This is a genomic window from Pseudoalteromonas luteoviolacea CPMOR-1, assembly GCF_001625685.1.
In the GTDB taxonomy this organism is placed as follows: Bacteria; Pseudomonadota; Gammaproteobacteria; order Enterobacterales; family Alteromonadaceae; genus Pseudoalteromonas; species Pseudoalteromonas luteoviolacea_K.
This window is the reverse complement of record NZ_AUYC01000014.1, coordinates 233,492-249,337: the sequence shown is the minus strand read 5'-3', so window position 1 is coordinate 249,337 and position 15,846 is coordinate 233,492. Positions and strand designations below refer to the sequence as shown.

Sequence of the window (15,846 nt, the reverse complement as noted above, 5' to 3'; positions counted from 1 at the left end):
CGACTACTCTACTAACGGTAATTTAAATTTTGCTAAACGGTTTCGTGGTAACCCTGAAATATCAATTGGTTGACCATCCAATTCAATATTCACCACTTGGTGTTTTCCTAGCACAACAGAAAACGGCGCTTGCCCTGTTACTGTCATGGTATAACCTGCTTTTTTAACACCAAACGCAACACGCTCTTGGGTTGCATCAAAGATCTCTACCCAACTATCTTGTTCAAAATACATCACCACTTTACTAAAAGTCGGTGCCACGGGTGCATTTTGAGACTCAGATTGTGCAGCGACCTCTGAGTTTTGTTCTGGTGCATTAACGACGTCATTAGTCAGCGTATTAACCGCGCTACTGCTCGGCTCAGCGATTTGTTGCACATCACTAGCTGCTGATGCTGACGTTGGATTCTCATCAGCAGGCGAAGTCGATGCCATCGCTTCAGCTGGCTGGCTGGTTATGGTCTCTATGGCTTGCTCTGTATTTGCTTGCTCTGTCACCTGTGCAGCAGAGCTCTTAGAACTAGGCGCCGCTGTCGAGTTTTGCGTTGCAATGGCTTCACTCAAGCCGCTGATCTCTTCACCAGTGTCGGACTTGCTTGCCGTTTGCCACCACCAAAATAGTGATAAACCTACAAATACAATAAGCACCAAGTAACTGACAACCATCAATCGGTTATCATTCGCTTCTTTCTCTGTACGTCGAGAAAAGCTTTTCATATTACGCTTTTGCTCCGGCACATCTGGAGTCTGGTACAGAGCAAGGACTTGCTCACTATCAAGCCCTAACAGAGCACTATAGCTTTTGATGTAACCCCTTACGAACGTCTCAGGCCCTAAAGTTTGATATTCATCATTCTCTAGTTTCGTTATTTGGCTATGATTTAATTTTAAACGGGTAGCGATATCCTCAAAGCTTAGACTCTGATCTGCTCTCGCTTTCGCTAAGGTCTGACCAAGCGACAATAGCTCGGTCGTCGTTTCATTCTCTTCTAGATTCATAAAATATAGTTATTGGGGTCTACTATTAAAATGCGTCGCCCAGGTGTAAGGGCAACATCAGGTGTTAATCTGTTCCAGCGCATCAAATCATCAATTAATAACTTGTGCTTTATGGCAATATCAAACAATGATTCACCCTTTACGATTGCATGTGTCGTATTAGGATCATTTAAAAAGACAACTTGCCCAATTGAAAGTTGATCCGATTTCTCTAGCGCATTCCATTTTAGCAACTTTTCGAGCTTAATATTATATTTTACTGACACACTGAATAGGTTTTCACCCATTTCAATACGGTGTGTCGGCACCTTCGGAAGCAATATTTCTTCATTCAGCATGCGCCCAGAGTTATCAAACGCAAGGCGACTCACTTGTGGCACTTCAGAAAACGTTATCTCACTCGGGTCGACTTGATGGAATACCACTTGTTCAGCAGCAACTTTCTTATCCGTCGTTGAAAAACGTACTTTGGGTTCTGCTGATTGTTCAGTAAGCACAACCTTATCTTCTGTTCGACTTTCACGAAGTGGTACTGTACTTACTGCGAGTGAACCATCGGTGAATGTAACGTCCTCATTAACCGCGCGTCGTTGAACACCATCCTGTCTATCATTTTCGCTCAACTCTGACGCCTCAGGTGCAATACGTTTTGTTTTTGACAACAAAGAACGAGAAGCGGTCGGCTTTTGGCTTGCAGTTTCTGAGAGTGTTTTACGTGCGACACTTTGCCTTACGTCAGGCACTTTACGCTTAATCTTAATTTGCGGATCCGCCACCATTCTATTGTCATCAATTTTGGTGATTTTATTAAGCTGCGCAGTGCGATACTGCTCTTTCAATTGCTCAAATTCACTCAGCTGTAGCGTGTTATTTAGTACCAAACGTGCTTCAACAGAACTTGGATAAGTTTGTAACAGTAACGTCTCTAGTTCTTGGGCATATTGCAAGCGACCCATTCTGGCCGACAATAAATGTTCAAGCAGCATCCCTCGTGCTGATACAAACCCTTTATTGGCATAGACCTTTAATACATCTTCAGCTCGGTGTAATTCACTTTTTGCATAAAACACGCTGGCCATCAAAATCAGTACAGATTGGCGCTGCGAGTTATGGTCTAAAGCACGTTTCAAATAATCTAGCGCGAGGTCAAAGTTGTCTTGACGCAATGCACACAAGGCGAGATTTTCGTAGCTCTCTGCAACACGCAAATAACTGGGAATATCGATGGCCTTAAAAAACTGTTCCGTCGCCGCATCATAATCGCCTACACGACATAAAAAAGCGCCATAGTTGTTGCGTGTGTTGGGATCATTCGGGCCATATTTTAGAGCGCTAATGTACGCGCTTTGTGCTTTTTCATTTTCGCCAACTTGCTCAAAATAATAAGCTAGCGCATAGTGGCTTTCAGGCAGTTTGGGCGCTAAATTCAAAGCCCTATCGAGGTTGTATTTCGCTTGGGTATTATTACCCGCATTAAGATATTGTAAAGCAAGGGCAATACGAGTTTTAGCCGCATCTTGGTTGTTGGTCTTTTTTTGCACCACTGGCTTGTTGTTATTTGCATAACGCGTTTCCGTTACACAGCCAGTTAAACTCGCTAATATTGCGACTCCACAAATACCGCTCAGCAAACGCCGAGGTGTACAAAACGCTAACTGAGAGAGTAAACCATCCTTTAAAGCAGGCATTGACCACCTTTTTGCTAAGACACAGTGGCTCTATCTTACCTGAATGCCACTGTGTTTCATCTATTTTTTAGCCTACTTTTACTGCTATCGAATTATCTTGGTTTTGCTGCTTTCTGACCACACGTTTGGTTCTATCAACAACATCACCGACTAATTGACCGCAAGCAGCATCAATATCGTCACCGCGTGTACGTCGAACTATACAAGTTAGGCCTGCAGCCTGTAACACTTTAGAGAAGCGATCGATTCTGCTATTGCTCGAGCGACCGTATTCATTCCCCGGGAACGGGTTGAATGGGATCAAGTTAATTTTCGACGGTGTACCCTTCAATACTTGCACCAACTCGTGTGCATGATCTGTGCTGTCATTCACACCTTGCAGCATCACGTACTCAATGGTGACATCTTTGTTTGCCTTCGAACCATCGATATAACGGCGACACGCAGCTAAAAACTCTTCTATCGGGTATTTCTTGTTGATCGGTACCAACTCATCACGCAGTGGGTTATTTGGCGCATGAAGGGAAATCGCCAAAGCAACGTCAATTTTCTCTTTCAAGATATCTAATGCTGGTACTACCCCAGATGTACTTAGAGTGACTCGACGCTTAGACAAGCCAAACGCCCAGTCATCCATCATCAATTCCATCGCAGGTACAACGTTATTGATGTTTAACAATGGCTCACCCATGCCCATCATTACAACATTGGTAATGGGTCGCTTGGTGCTATCGCCATCATGCAAACCAATGTCCGTTGCGACACGCCATACCTGCCCTATTATTTCAGAGACCTTTAAATTACGGTTAAAGCCTTGCTGAGCGGTAGAGCAGAAAGTACATTCAAGCGCACACCCAACCTGAGATGATACACATAAAGTGGCACGGTCCTTTTCTGGGATCCAAACAGTTTCAACTTCTTGGCCACCTTCAAGGATCATTGCGTACTTAATCGTGCCATCACTTGCGACTTGCTTTACTGAAATTTCAGGCGCTTTGATTTCGCACTGGCTCTGCAATTTAGCACGCAACTTTTTATTGATATTGCTCATATCATCAAAGTTATCGATCCCAAAGTGATACATCCACTTCATCACCTGATCGGCGCGGAATGGCTTTTCGCCAAATGAAGCAAATAACTCGCGCATCCCCTCGCGGTTTAAATCTAATAGGTTAATTTTTTTCTCAGTCGTGGCCATGAAACAACCTCAGTTCAGGTGACGGATTGAACAACATAAATAAAAGCGCGCAATTGTACAAAAATCAATCAAACATCGCAATGATGTAATCGCTTTCAAAAACACCCCAATTGCTTTTCAAAACGATCAATACGTATTAGAGAGATTAAAAAAGGGCCCGAGAGCCCTTTTTAATCTGCTCAACTCGAAATTAACGAGTACGTGGGCAGATTTCTTCGTCGCTGAAGAAGTAAGCGATTTCGCGAGCAGCTGATTCAGTCGCGTCTGAACCGTGTACTGCGTTTTCGTCGATGCTGTCAGCGTAGTCAGCACGTAGAGTACCAGCTAGTGCTTCTGCAGGGTTAGTAGCACCCATGATTTCACGGTTCTTACGAACTGCGTCTTCACCTTCAAGAACCTGAACCATTACTGGACCAGAAGTCATGAACTCAACTAGTGCACCGAAGAAAGGACGCTCTTTGTGCTCTGCGTAGAAACCTTCAGCTTTCTCTTGAGAAAGGTGAACCATTTTAGAAGCAACGATCTTAAGACCAGCAGACTCGAAACGGTTGTAGATTGCACCGATGTGGTTTTTAGCTACCGCATCAGGCTTAACGATTGAAAAAGTACGCTCTAAAGCCATCTTTTTAGCTCCAATAATAATTGTTGATATTTACGGGCGCGAATTATACGCGCTTTAGACGTAAAAGCCCACACCCTTGTTAAAATACACCGTGAGTTGCCCTGAGATAACTCTGATCTACATCAAAATCCCGCTTTCCGATCTCACTTATACTGCGCCGCTTTTTAATTCCCCCAACAGCTGGCTTGTACCCAGTTCAATGTATGAGGTCTAGAAATGTTTGTACCAGAGCTATTATCACCAGCAGGCAGTTTAAAGAATATGCGTTACGCTTTTGCGTATGGCGCAGATGCGGTTTATGCCGGACAGCCAAGATACAGTTTGCGTGTGCGCAACAATGAATTTGATTTAGCGAACCTTGAGATCGGCATAAACGAAGCCCATCAGCAAAATAAAAAGCTCTATGTGGTGTCGAATATTGCACCGCACAACAGCAAGGTAAAAACCTATTTAAGGGATATAGAACCGGTCATTGCCATGAAGCCTGACGCTTTAATCATGTCAGATCCTGGATTAATTATGTTAGTTCGTGAAAAATGGCCTGATATGCCTATCCACCTTTCTGTTCAAGCCAATGCGGTCAATTATGCTTCGGTGCAATTTTGGGCGAATCAAGGGATCGAGCGTGTTATCTTGTCTCGCGAGCTCTCACTCGAAGAGATCGCAGAAATTCGCACTTTGTGTCCGAAAACGGAATTAGAAGTCTTTGTGCATGGCGCACTATGTATGGCTTATTCTGGCCGCTGCTTACTATCCGGCTATATAAATAAACGCGACCCAAACCAAGGAACCTGCACAAATGCTTGCCGCTGGAGCTATGATGTCAAACAAGGACAAGAAACCGAATTAGGTGATGTCGTTCATAAAGTTGACCCAAAAGCGGTGATCCCAACGCTGGGTGAGGGGCAACCAACCGATCAAGTGTTCATGCTAGAAGAGCAAGGTCGCCCAGGTGAGTATATGCCTGCATTTGAAGATGAGCACGGCACATATATCATGAACTCTAAAGATCTTCGCGCGGTGCAATACGTTGAGCAACTCACCAAAATGGGCGTACACAGCTTAAAGATTGAAGGAAGGACAAAATCATTCTATTACGTTGCCAGAACAGCTCAAGTATATCGCAAAGCCATTGATGATGCCGTCGCAGGTAAGCCATTTGATCCGAACCTAATGCGTACATTGGAAAACCTTGCTCACCGCGGTTATACCGAAGGCTTCTTGAAGCGCCATGCACATCAGGATTATCAAAACTATGAATATGGCCATTCTATTTCTGACAAACAGCAATTTGTTGGCGAAGTTTTAGGCCGAAATAATAATGGCTTGGTAGACATTGATGTGAAAAATAAGTTCTGTACTGGCCACAGCTTAGAGCTCATGACCCCACAAGGAAATATAGCGTTTAACTTAGAACATATGGAAAACCAAAAAGGTGAAGCCATTGCAGATGCCAAAGGCTCGGGACATATAGTGCAAATTCCATTGCCAGAGAACATTAACCTAGACCACGCGATTTTAATGCGCAACTTAGGCAACAATGAAGACACCAGAAATCCATTTAAAAAGGCATAAACATGGCATTGCTCATCACCAGTAAATGCATCAACTGTGATATGTGTGACCCTGAATGCCCAAATCAGGCGATTTATATGGGTAGTAAAGTGTATGAAATTGACCCAGAAAAGTGCACTGAATGCGTGGGGCATTATGACCAACCTACCTGTGTCAGCGTGTGCCCCATAGATTGTATTAAGCCAGACCCTAATCACTTAGAAAGCCTAGATACTTTGGCAGACAAGTACTTGCGCTTAACTGGACAATTAGATCAATAACCTCTCTATAAAGCAAGCATCTTCCTATTAAGATGCTTGCTTCTATCATCAAACGATTATTGCGACATTTTTTATGATGTCTTCTTTTTGTACTTTTTCTTGTACAAACCCTGCCCTTTAGTGCAAAAGCACTTATTTTACATTTTTATTACTTCTCGATATACAGGCAAAGGTAGTACAAAAAACAATCAAGAGGATACAACATGAAACCATATTTAACGATAATGACCACAGCGCTGCCCGCGCTATTATTTTTATCCAAAACAGCGCAAGCTGAAGGCCAACATCTTGATATCGAGCCCTTTCATTTCAACCAACAACATTTGCAGCACCTGGCGTTAAATCCATTGATCCAAGTAGACGAGTCACAGTTTATTTTAAATAACGCACTCGTAGACGAAGACTGGCAAACAGTTTTATACAACACCGCCCCCCACTTAGTTGAATTTGAAGAAGCGATTTTACACTGGGCTGGGCACACCAGTATCAACCCTCGGCTGCTACTAGCAATAATGGAGCTATCGAGCCAACTCATAAGCACACCGAGTAAAGCCGCCCTCATCGCGCCTTTTGCAGGTTTAACAGATAAAATCGGATTTACTGAGCAACTAAAAGATGTGGCACTGAAACTCAACCAGCGCTTTTACGCCTTTGAATATCATACGACCAATGAAAAATCGAAACAGAGCAATGCGGCAACGGCGGCGTTATCAAGCCTGCTAGGTGGTTCTGCCAAGCTTGCCGAGTTGGCAAATCAATATCGGCTATTATTCTCAATCAACTTATTTGCTCCACATGGTGTCAGCTTTAAACCATCAAATGCCACACCACAAGTAAACTTTTCAATGAACTTACCATGGCCTTCAGGATATGCTTGGTTTAGTGGTGGTGCACACTCACATACAGGTTCTGGCTACCCCTATTCGTCGTTAGATTTTAATAATGGTTCGGGTGGTTGGGGCTCAAATACGCCTTGGGTACAAGCCTCTCATGGTGGCAGGGTGACACGTTACTCTGCATGTAATATACGCGTTACTCACTCAAGTGGTTACGCTACCCAGTACTATCATATGGATAACCTACAATACAGTACTGGGGATTATATCTCTGCTGGAGATTGGTTAGGGCGCTACGCCAATAATCGCAATATGGCTTTATGCCAAGGCGGTCAATCTAGCGGGCCACATGTACACTTTTCTCTTCTATATAATGGTAGGTTTGTGTCATTACATAACGCCTATATTAGCGGCTATCGGATCGATGTGGGTAATTCAAATTATGACGATAACTGCTACCGCTTTTATTTTGAGAAAAATGGGTATAGAACGTGCGCATGGTCAAGGCTATATCATTAAACTCATGCATTAATTAAACTTTTTTGGGCCGCATATATATGCGGCTTTGTCATGCGTTTAACACCAGAAAACCATGCCCTGACCTGCCACAATTGAATAATACTTTATAACTAACTAATGATACTATTAAAATAAATTGAAAATTAAAGCTAAACTTATTGTGAAAAATATGTATATTTAAGGTAATGGGAACAATAAGAGGTCGTCGCATAATATGAAAGCGATTCAAGCTAGCAACAAGGAAGTTAGTCTATTTGTTTTAACTCACAATCAAACCGACACACAAAATATTGAATTTGTGAGATTTGTTAAAATTCTCGAGGCAACCTGCAGCCAAATCAAAATAGATACACGCTTGCCCGACATCACAACGCGTGATCAATTCAACTTATATTTGGTTGATATAAGTCACCGCGAATGCAAAGACTTACTCAGTGCAGAAGTCAGCGCATTAGCCGCTCAACAAAACGTATTACTTTTTAATGCGCAACCTAATTTAGTCAATGAACAAACAGCATTGTTAGCCCGAATAAAAGGCGTCATATATCAAAACACTTCTGCTGAAAATATTTTTAAAGGGATCCAGCGTGTACTTAATGGCGAGTTATGGTTCTGTCGTACTTCAATATCACAGGCGTTTGATGAATTAATCCAACAACTCCCCAATATATCACGTCCTCAATCTCTGGATGTGCAAGATACAGAACTTGCATCACTCACAGCCAGAGAAAAATCGGTCATTAAACTGCTTGCCAGCGGTGCAAAAAATGACGACATTGCCGATTCTTTGAACATCAGCAGCCACACAGTTAAGACACATATTTATAGCGCCTTTAAAAAAACCAACTCAAGAAATCGTATTGAGTTGGCTAATTGGGCACAAAAACATATTCCACTTAACTCCGTGCCTGTATCTCTGCACCGACATTAAGTTTTGCTTTGCTGGGCTGCTACTTGATCTTTGGCTGCCCACACGCCCCTCTCGATACCCTGAGTGACTAACATCGTTAGTGCTTTTTCAATCGCCTGCGTGACACAAATATGCATTGGCTCATTTTCACTAAAACCGGCTTCAGCTTCAGCAAGACGCTTGTAACTCACATAACGGAAAAAACCCGCTCTCATTTCCATTGACAGAACTGTTTTGGTCGTAGCCACAGACAGTAAGACTTGTCCTGTACGAACATCGACTGCGCGCATATAGATTGAAATCACATCTTCTCGATATAACTCTGATGCGCCAATACCAAAATACTCCATGCCTAAGCCCCCAGTTTTGACATTAGAATCATAACTGATGATCCCACCTTCGAAGATAATTTTTGCCATGGTCAAAGGCGGCAATTTCGACGATTTCTTTTGTTCATCGCTCATGGCAGCTCGCGTAATTTTGCGCTCAGTTAATAAGTTTTGTAATCCCTCTCGCTCTACGGGAATAAACCAATCAGTCTCATGCAAAGCTTGGATTAATATAGAGTTTGCTCCCTGTGTGACCGCTGTTGAAAAAGAGCTTACATTATCTTTTGGCTTGTATTGACCAGTTTGATCTCGAAATGAATATACGGCAACGGGGATCTTGCCAATTGGCTCTGGAAGCGCTTTTAAAGAAGAGAATTCATGACTTTGCTCGAGTGGCACTGGCAAACTTTGCTCTGGAGGCAGCACTGCACCAATACGACTACACCCGCTTAATAATACAAAAAACCATAATACGACGACTTTATACATTAACCAAACCTCGGTACTTCTATGATGGTAGTATCTCCATTATCAATATGTTTAATCTGTACTGTGATGGAGTCTGGTGTGCTGGTGATCACCTGAATTTCGTAGTCACCACTGGTAAATGTCGAGTCTTCATTAAAAATACTGTCCTCCACATCATCACCAAATGCCATATCTGAAATCTCTCTGACCATACGATTAAGATAAGTGCGTTCTAATGATTCTTGAAAACGCTCTCCATATGACTTTTCAATAATTGGCGCTCGATGCATATTTTGTGCATTGGCTTTATTGAGCAACATACTGGCGTTTAATGGGTTACCACCAAATGAGGGATTAATGGGCTTATATACAATTTCAGTTGCTGATGCGCTCAACGTGAAAAAAGATAAATAGGTTAATATTATTGTTTTCATTACTACCATCCACTTTCAGCTAAATCTGGAGATCGTTGCTGGTAACGATCGCTAGCCATGGCATCCATTACTGCAAATAATGCCGCCTCGACTCGCTCATCCATCGGACCTCCTCGACGCCCCATTGCGGTACTGTAAACCAAACGGCGGTTCATTCGCACATCCAGCCTCGTACCCGCTCTGGGTAATACTGTTTCTTTGATTGTGATGTTCACTCCTGAAGTATTCGGTACCTCTCGCCAAAGTTGCGAGAAATCATAATAAAATTGGTATCCAAAGCGACTAATACTTTGGTCCATAACAAGACCGCTCAATTCAACTTCGCCATGATCTGGGGGTGTTTTTGCAACAGCGTGGTTATGCAGTACCAGTAATATCGTCAAGCAAAATATATACTTCATTGTGATAAGGGGGCAAAGCCCCCTCCTGCTATTGCTGCGTGATGGTCGCAACGTTATTGTCACCAATCTGCGTAATATGCAAAGTTTGAGCGTTGCCAGACACACCGCCCTCAACCAAGTTGCCATTACCCGTTTGACTGATAGAGACAACATTATCATTACCCGCAACGATGAAGCCGCCAGACTCAATACCTGCTACAAAGTTATTATTGCCATCTTGCGCCAAGTCGATTGAGTTATTGCTGCCTTCTAGCAATAAATCGATCACGTTGAGCTCTCCAGCTTGTGCAATATCAATTTGGTTGTCAGAACTCGCAACCACATACCCCATTGTGACAGCCGCGCTATTACCGATATCATTTTGAACAACAGAAATGTCATTGTTATTTGACTCTATGCTCGGATCTGGTTCAGATGTTTGTAGTAAGAATTCATTTTGAATGCCATTTTGAACCAAATCTACATCGTTATCATCGCCGTTAAAAAATGCCACATGCGCATCATTTTCTTCACCAAGTTGCATCATGGTAACTTCATTATTGTCACCGGCAAGGCCAACATACACCGAGTTAAACCCTGAATCTTGATTAACCACTTGCTGTGCAACTGTGACTGCGTTGTTGTCACCTTCAAGGTCAACAGCAACTGATGAGTCATCGCCCTTTTGCGTGACGGTCACATCATTATCATCGCCTTGGAAAAGACCGCTTTCAAACTCATTCCGGCTGCCTTCTTGGTCAACTCGCAGATCATTATCACTGCCTACGATACCCGCAATTTTAATGGCACTTTCACTGCCTTCGCTCATCTCTAAATCGATGTCATTATCATCGCCAGTGACCTGTAAAACTTCGATACGGTGTTCATCACCAATTTGAGATATTTCAATATCGTTATCATTGCCAGCAACCGTTTCCAGCGTGACCGTACTGTAGATGCCGTTTTGATCTATCGAAAATGCGTTCTGATCACCAGAAACATTGTTTAGGTGTACTTCATGCCACTGTCCAGATTGCGTCGCTGTAACCGCATTTTGGTTGCCTTGCATGTTTTTATTGTACATCCAATGACCGCCGGTAGTTTGAGAGACACGTACGTCATTTTCATCACCATTGATAGCATTTACAACTTCGTTATTAATGCCGAAGTAGCCTTCACCACTTTGTGCAATAGCAACTTGGTTACTATTACCCGCAATTACAGTCTCTGCTCCATGTGAGTCGCCCTCTTGCACATAGCTCTGAATATTGTTGTCACCCGTTGTAGTCACTACAATTGCGTGGCTCGTACCGGTTTGATTTGTTGTTGTTTCGTTAAAGCTACCAGTCGTTGTGACGTCAGCTTGGTTGCTGGTACCTTCTTGAAAGCTGACTAGCGTATTGCCGCCCACTACAGAGTTTTGAGTCACGGTTAACGAGTTACCTGTCGTTAAACCTCTTTCTAATTGACTTAGGTTAGAAGTAGATTGAACTTTATTGGTCTGCTCAACCGTTTGCGCAGCAACTGATTGAGTGAAAGCTAAAGCAAGCGCACAGCTAATTAATGATTTAGAAAACTTCACACTTTTCTCCTTAGTGTTTAAGCATTTTTATTTTGAATTAGTACCTATATAGCTGTCACTTTATTCAAATTAACACTGAGTAAACCCATCGTTGCCAAGACAAATAAACTCAAATTTAAATAAAGAACATACAATAAAAAAGGTACGTAAAAACCAAGTTTTTATTCTCAACAAATATAAGTTGAGAATAATTAATGATGCGTCCTGTTCTTATTTAGAAGTTCTTTAATTATTGTTTAGTCGCTTTTTGATCTAGTGCAGTATTAACTTTTACTATACTGCGTAGACTTTGAAGCGAGTCACGTATTAACTCTAATTTGCAATTTAATGAAGATAAATGAGAAATTTTATTGAATAATTAAATTCATATTTATCATAGCTTTACCAATTACCTGCTCCATAAATTCTATTTACCCCCTATCGTATACAAAAAAAGTATGAGTAAAAAAAGCGCATAAAAGTCAGCCCACCCCATATGACAAATACAAAAAAAGCATGAGAAAAACCAATTAAACACATCAAAAGGTCACAAAAAGAGATGAAATTCATGATATGAACTCATTTCAATTTGATGTCAGGTCTCCCTCTATACTAAGTTGATATCCGTTGCCAAAACGATGCCGTCATCAGTTCTAAAATAGAAGCTCTAATAAATTAGCAGTTGTGCATATACGCCCAACTTCTGAAGACTTAGAACAACTAATATTGGAAGAATGATGAAAACAAAACTTACAGCTTTAACTCTGGCGCTAACGCCTTTGCTCGCCTTTTCTTCTCAAGCGGCTGTGCAAATTCAATCTACGACAAAGACAGTTGATAACAGTGTACTCGTTGTATTCAAAGACAACGCAAGCATTGCGCAACGTGCGCAAGCTCGTCAGCTTGTAAAAGCACGTATCTCAGACAGTAATGCTGACGAGAAAGATGATAACTACAATCATGTTTTAAAAGGCCGCTTAGCAAAATTTGATCTTAGTGCAGTATCGCCTAAAGAAGCCATTAAGTTACTTGAAGACCACCCAGCCGTTGCTTATGTAGAACCAAACTACATGGTCAAAGCGATGGCCATCCCTGATGACAGCCTATTTGATCAACTTTGGGGTCTGAATAATACAGGCCAAACAGGTGGTACAAACGATGCAGACATCAATGCACCTGAAGCGTGGGATATCAGTGTCGGTTCTCGTGATGTCATCGTTGGCGTTATCGATACTGGTGTTGACTATACACACCCAGATCTCACGGCAAATATGTGGATAAACCCTGGTGAAATCGCAGGAGATGGCGTCGATAATGATGGGAACGGATACGTTGATGACGTCTATGGTATCAATGCCATCACTGATAGCGGTGATCCAATGGATGACCAAGGTCACGGTACGCACGTATCTGGGACGATTGGTGCAACGGGCAACAATACCACAGGGGTTGTCGGTGTTAACCACGAAGTCTCTATTGTTGGTTGTAAATTCTTGAACTCTTCAGGCAGTGGCTCAACGGCTGATGCAATCAAATGTATCGATTACATGGTGGGTTTAAAAAATTCAGGCCACAATGTGAGTGTTTTAAATAACAGCTGGGGTGGCGGCGGCTTTAGCCAAGCTTTATATGATTCGATCACTGCGAGTGAACAAGCAGGTATTTTGTTTGTCGCAGCAGCAGGTAACAGCGCTAGAGACAATGACGTATCACCGGGCTACCCATCAAGCTATGATCATGACAGTGTTCTAGCGGTTGCTTCGACCACTCATACAGATAACATGTCTTCGTTCTCTCAGTGGGGTCTTCAATCTGTCGATTTAGGTGCGCCGGGCAGTGATGTACTTTCTACGGTACCTGGTGGCGGGTATTCCTCGTTTTCTGGTACGTCTATGGCAACACCGCATGTCGCAGGTGCCGCAGCCTTAGCATTAGCAGTGAACCCAAGTCTAACAACATTAGAACTTAAAAACCTCTTGATGCAATCTGGTAAACCGATTGCAGATTTAGAAGGCAAGACTGTATCTGGCAAACGCTTAGACGTACATCAAGCGCTTATTGACGCAGATCCGGAGCCTGGGTTCAGAGTCATTGCAACGCCTGTTTCACAACAAATTACCGCAGGCGAAACCGCGACCTACCAGTTAACATTTAACTCTATCGCAAACTGGCAGGGTGAAATTGCACTCACAGCAGCTGGTGACCTAAATGGCGTCACACTTTCAAAAACGACGGTGACACCTGGTGAAACTGCAGTGCTGAGCGTGCCAACCACAGCAGAAACGCAATGGGGCGCTTACAACTTCACAGTAAACGCTACATCAGGTCAGCTTAGCCAACAAAAGCAAGTATCGCTTTCAGTACTACCACAAGGGCTACGCGACTTTACCTATGAGAATACAACAAGCATTGATATTCCTGACAATGCGCCAGAAGGGGCGATATCAAAAATCAATATTGTCGACCCTATCACTATCTTTGGTTCAAACACAGCATTGAATATTAGCCATACCTATATTGGTGACTTGTTAGTCACACTCACATCGCCAAGTGGCACGGTTGCAACGCTTCACAACCTCAGCGGTGGTGGTACAGATGATATCATCGGCAATTTCGCTTCTGATGCATTCAATGGAGAAGTAGCTACAGGTGAGTGGACTTTAAAAGTCGTGGACAATGCAGCTGTTGATACAGGTACGTTAAATAACTGGTCTGTTACTCTAACAGGTATTGGTGAAGTCTCAGAACAACCTCCTGTAGCAGGATTTGAGTTCACACGCGACGGACTAAATGTCACCTTCACAGACACGAGCTCCGATGTAAATGATGATATTGTGAGCACATCGTGGGACTTTGGTGACGGTAGCACCAGCGACCAACAAAACCCATTACATACTTTTGCCGCCTCTGGTGATTATGATGTGACATTGACCGTTACTGACAGCCAAGGTCACACACATAGTAGTACACAAACTGTGTCTGTGAGTTCTGATAGCCCACAACTGGAAGTCGTCAGAGCGAATAAAACACGTTTAGGCTCAATCCGTGTGGAATTACGTTGGAGTGGCTCGTCAGCTGAGCAAGTCTCTATTTATCGTAATGATGAATTAATCGATATTGTGAATAACACAGGTAAGTACCGTGATTATTCTCGCAATGCAGCTGCAACAAGTTATACCTATAAGTTATGCCAAGCAGGTGATCTTTGTTCTCCTGAAGTGACCGTTAACTTTTAATAATCCAAAATTAAGGGCGACCCAGCGCCCTTCTAACTGCACGGCTATTTTGGCCGTGCAGATTTAAACACTTCACCCAAACTTGCAAACTCAGCACCACCTAACCGCGCTAATGGATCTAACTTTAATGCATCGATTTTACTGCGACCTTTTTCGTCAACCTGCATAATCTTGTCATCGATGTAAGCATGCTTGACTTCCACAAAGACTAACTTCATTGGCAACTCCCCCATCTCGACCACTTTGTGCAGCTTACAAGCAAATGCCACTTTGGCTTTTTCTAATCTTGGCAACGCCGATCCTGGAAATTCAACTAAAGACAAATCCAGTAGGTCCAGTTCAGACTCATCGTTGGGTAATGACGCCGCAGATTGCGTTACTTCGTGCGCTAACGTGCTGTCAGCAATGTGGATCACCAACTCTTGTGTCGCCTCAACATTGACCACTGAATCCTTATATTCACCTGTAGGCTTTTGACCAACGGCATACATGAGGATAGCCGGATCTGAGCTGATCGCAGTAAAATAAGAGAAAGGCGCTAAATTGAGTGTGCCCTTTGCTGTTTTTGATAATACCCAAGCAATTGGTCTAGGCACCACTGTTTGAGTCAGTGTATGGTAAACATGATTTGGAGATAATTCCTTAAAATCTAAAATCATTATGATTGCCTTAATTATGTAGCGAATGTGCGTGAATACGAATTGTACATGAAAATAAATTACGCTCATTGAAAAGCATAAACATATTACACAACATCGATTTTAAACTGCTCTCCTAAATGATTAAGCACTCACATTAAGTTTAAGGCAAAACTGTTATTGGGCTTGCTAA

Annotated in this window: 14 protein-coding genes; 5 read left to right on the top strand and 9 right to left on the bottom strand. The window is 42.7% G+C overall.

Going from position 1 to position 15,846, the window contains the following annotated elements; translation table 11 throughout:
- Positions 1–3 precede the first annotated feature (3 nt).
- From N473_RS04340 to ndk, 4 genes are all read right to left on the bottom strand, one after another.
- Positions 4–999, bottom strand: a complete 996-nt coding sequence (locus N473_RS04340; RefSeq protein WP_063366870.1) for a RodZ domain-containing protein — start codon at positions 997–999, stop codon at positions 4–6.
- Positions 996–2,687, bottom strand: a complete 1,692-nt coding sequence (gene pilW, locus N473_RS04335; RefSeq protein ID WP_081220945.1) for a type IV pilus biogenesis/stability protein PilW — start codon at positions 2,685–2,687, stop codon at positions 996–998. Before pilW ends, N473_RS04340 begins: the two co-directional genes overlap by 4 nt.
- A gap of 67 nt (positions 2,688–2,754) precedes the next feature.
- Positions 2,755–3,885, bottom strand: a complete 1,131-nt coding sequence (locus tag N473_RS04330; protein ID WP_063366869.1) for a bifunctional tRNA (adenosine(37)-C2)-methyltransferase TrmG/ribosomal RNA large subunit methyltransferase RlmN — start codon at positions 3,883–3,885, stop codon at positions 2,755–2,757.
- Positions 3,886–4,075: 190 nt separating this feature from the next.
- On the bottom strand, positions 4,076–4,507 hold the full coding sequence (gene ndk, locus N473_RS04325) for a nucleoside-diphosphate kinase (RefSeq protein WP_023399882.1): 432 nt from the start codon (positions 4,505–4,507) through the stop codon (positions 4,076–4,078).
- A 216-nt stretch (positions 4,508–4,723) separates the two neighbouring features.
- Here ndk and yegQ point away from each other — a divergent pair, with 216 nt between their 5' ends.
- The 4 genes from yegQ (at position 4,724) to N473_RS04305 (ending at position 8,628) form a co-directional block, all read left to right on the top strand.
- Positions 4,724–6,082: a tRNA 5-hydroxyuridine modification protein YegQ gene (gene yegQ, locus N473_RS04320; protein ID WP_063366868.1), complete on the top strand. Its 1,359-nt coding sequence runs from the start codon at positions 4,724–4,726 to the stop codon at positions 6,080–6,082.
- A gap of 2 nt (positions 6,083–6,084) precedes the next feature.
- Positions 6,085–6,342, top strand: coding sequence for a YfhL family 4Fe-4S dicluster ferredoxin (locus N473_RS04315; RefSeq protein ID WP_063366867.1), 258 nt, complete (start codon positions 6,085–6,087; stop codon positions 6,340–6,342).
- Positions 6,343–6,545: 203 nt separating this feature from the next.
- A complete protein-coding gene (locus tag N473_RS04310) occupies positions 6,546–7,697 on the top strand; it encodes a M23 family metallopeptidase (protein WP_081220943.1) in 1,152 nt (383 codons plus the stop codon).
- A 214-nt stretch (positions 7,698–7,911) separates the two neighbouring features.
- Positions 7,912–8,628: a helix-turn-helix transcriptional regulator gene (locus N473_RS04305; protein ID WP_063366866.1), complete on the top strand. Its 717-nt coding sequence runs from the start codon at positions 7,912–7,914 to the stop codon at positions 8,626–8,628.
- Here N473_RS04305 and N473_RS04300 read toward each other — a convergent pair.
- The 4 genes from N473_RS04300 to N473_RS04285 are packed head-to-tail and all read right to left on the bottom strand — an operon-like array spanning position 8,625 to position 11,800.
- Positions 8,625–9,425 carry a CsgG/HfaB family protein gene (locus N473_RS04300; protein ID WP_063366865.1) on the bottom strand — a complete coding sequence of 267 codons (801 nt, stop codon included), beginning with the start codon at positions 9,423–9,425 and terminating at the stop codon, positions 8,625–8,627. The genes N473_RS04305 and N473_RS04300 overlap by 4 nt on opposite strands.
- Positions 9,425–9,847, bottom strand: a complete 423-nt coding sequence (locus N473_RS04295) for a curli assembly protein CsgF (RefSeq protein WP_419555132.1) — start codon at positions 9,845–9,847, stop codon at positions 9,425–9,427. The genes N473_RS04300 and N473_RS04295 overlap by 1 nt, the downstream gene beginning before the upstream one ends.
- Positions 9,841–10,221, bottom strand: coding sequence for a curli production assembly/transport protein CsgE (locus N473_RS04290; protein WP_231099518.1), 381 nt, complete (start codon positions 10,219–10,221; stop codon positions 9,841–9,843). The genes N473_RS04295 and N473_RS04290 overlap by 7 nt, the downstream gene beginning before the upstream one ends.
- A gap of 46 nt (positions 10,222–10,267) precedes the next feature.
- Entirely contained in the window at positions 10,268–11,800 is a 1,533-nt protein-coding gene (locus tag N473_RS04285) for a curlin (protein ID WP_063366863.1), read from the bottom strand.
- 716 nt (positions 11,801–12,516) lie between these two features.
- Between N473_RS04285 and N473_RS04280 the strand changes: the two genes are divergently transcribed.
- The gene (locus N473_RS04280) at positions 12,517–15,015 is read left to right on the top strand and encodes a S8 family serine peptidase (RefSeq protein ID WP_063366862.1); all 2,499 of its coding nucleotides are present in this window, start codon (positions 12,517–12,519) and stop codon (positions 15,013–15,015) included.
- A 44-nt stretch (positions 15,016–15,059) separates the two neighbouring features.
- Here the strand turns inward: N473_RS04280 and N473_RS04275 are convergent, their stop codons facing one another.
- Positions 15,060–15,674, bottom strand: a complete 615-nt coding sequence (locus N473_RS04275; RefSeq protein WP_063366861.1) for a flavin reductase family protein — start codon at positions 15,672–15,674, stop codon at positions 15,060–15,062.
- Positions 15,675–15,846 lie beyond the last annotated feature (172 nt).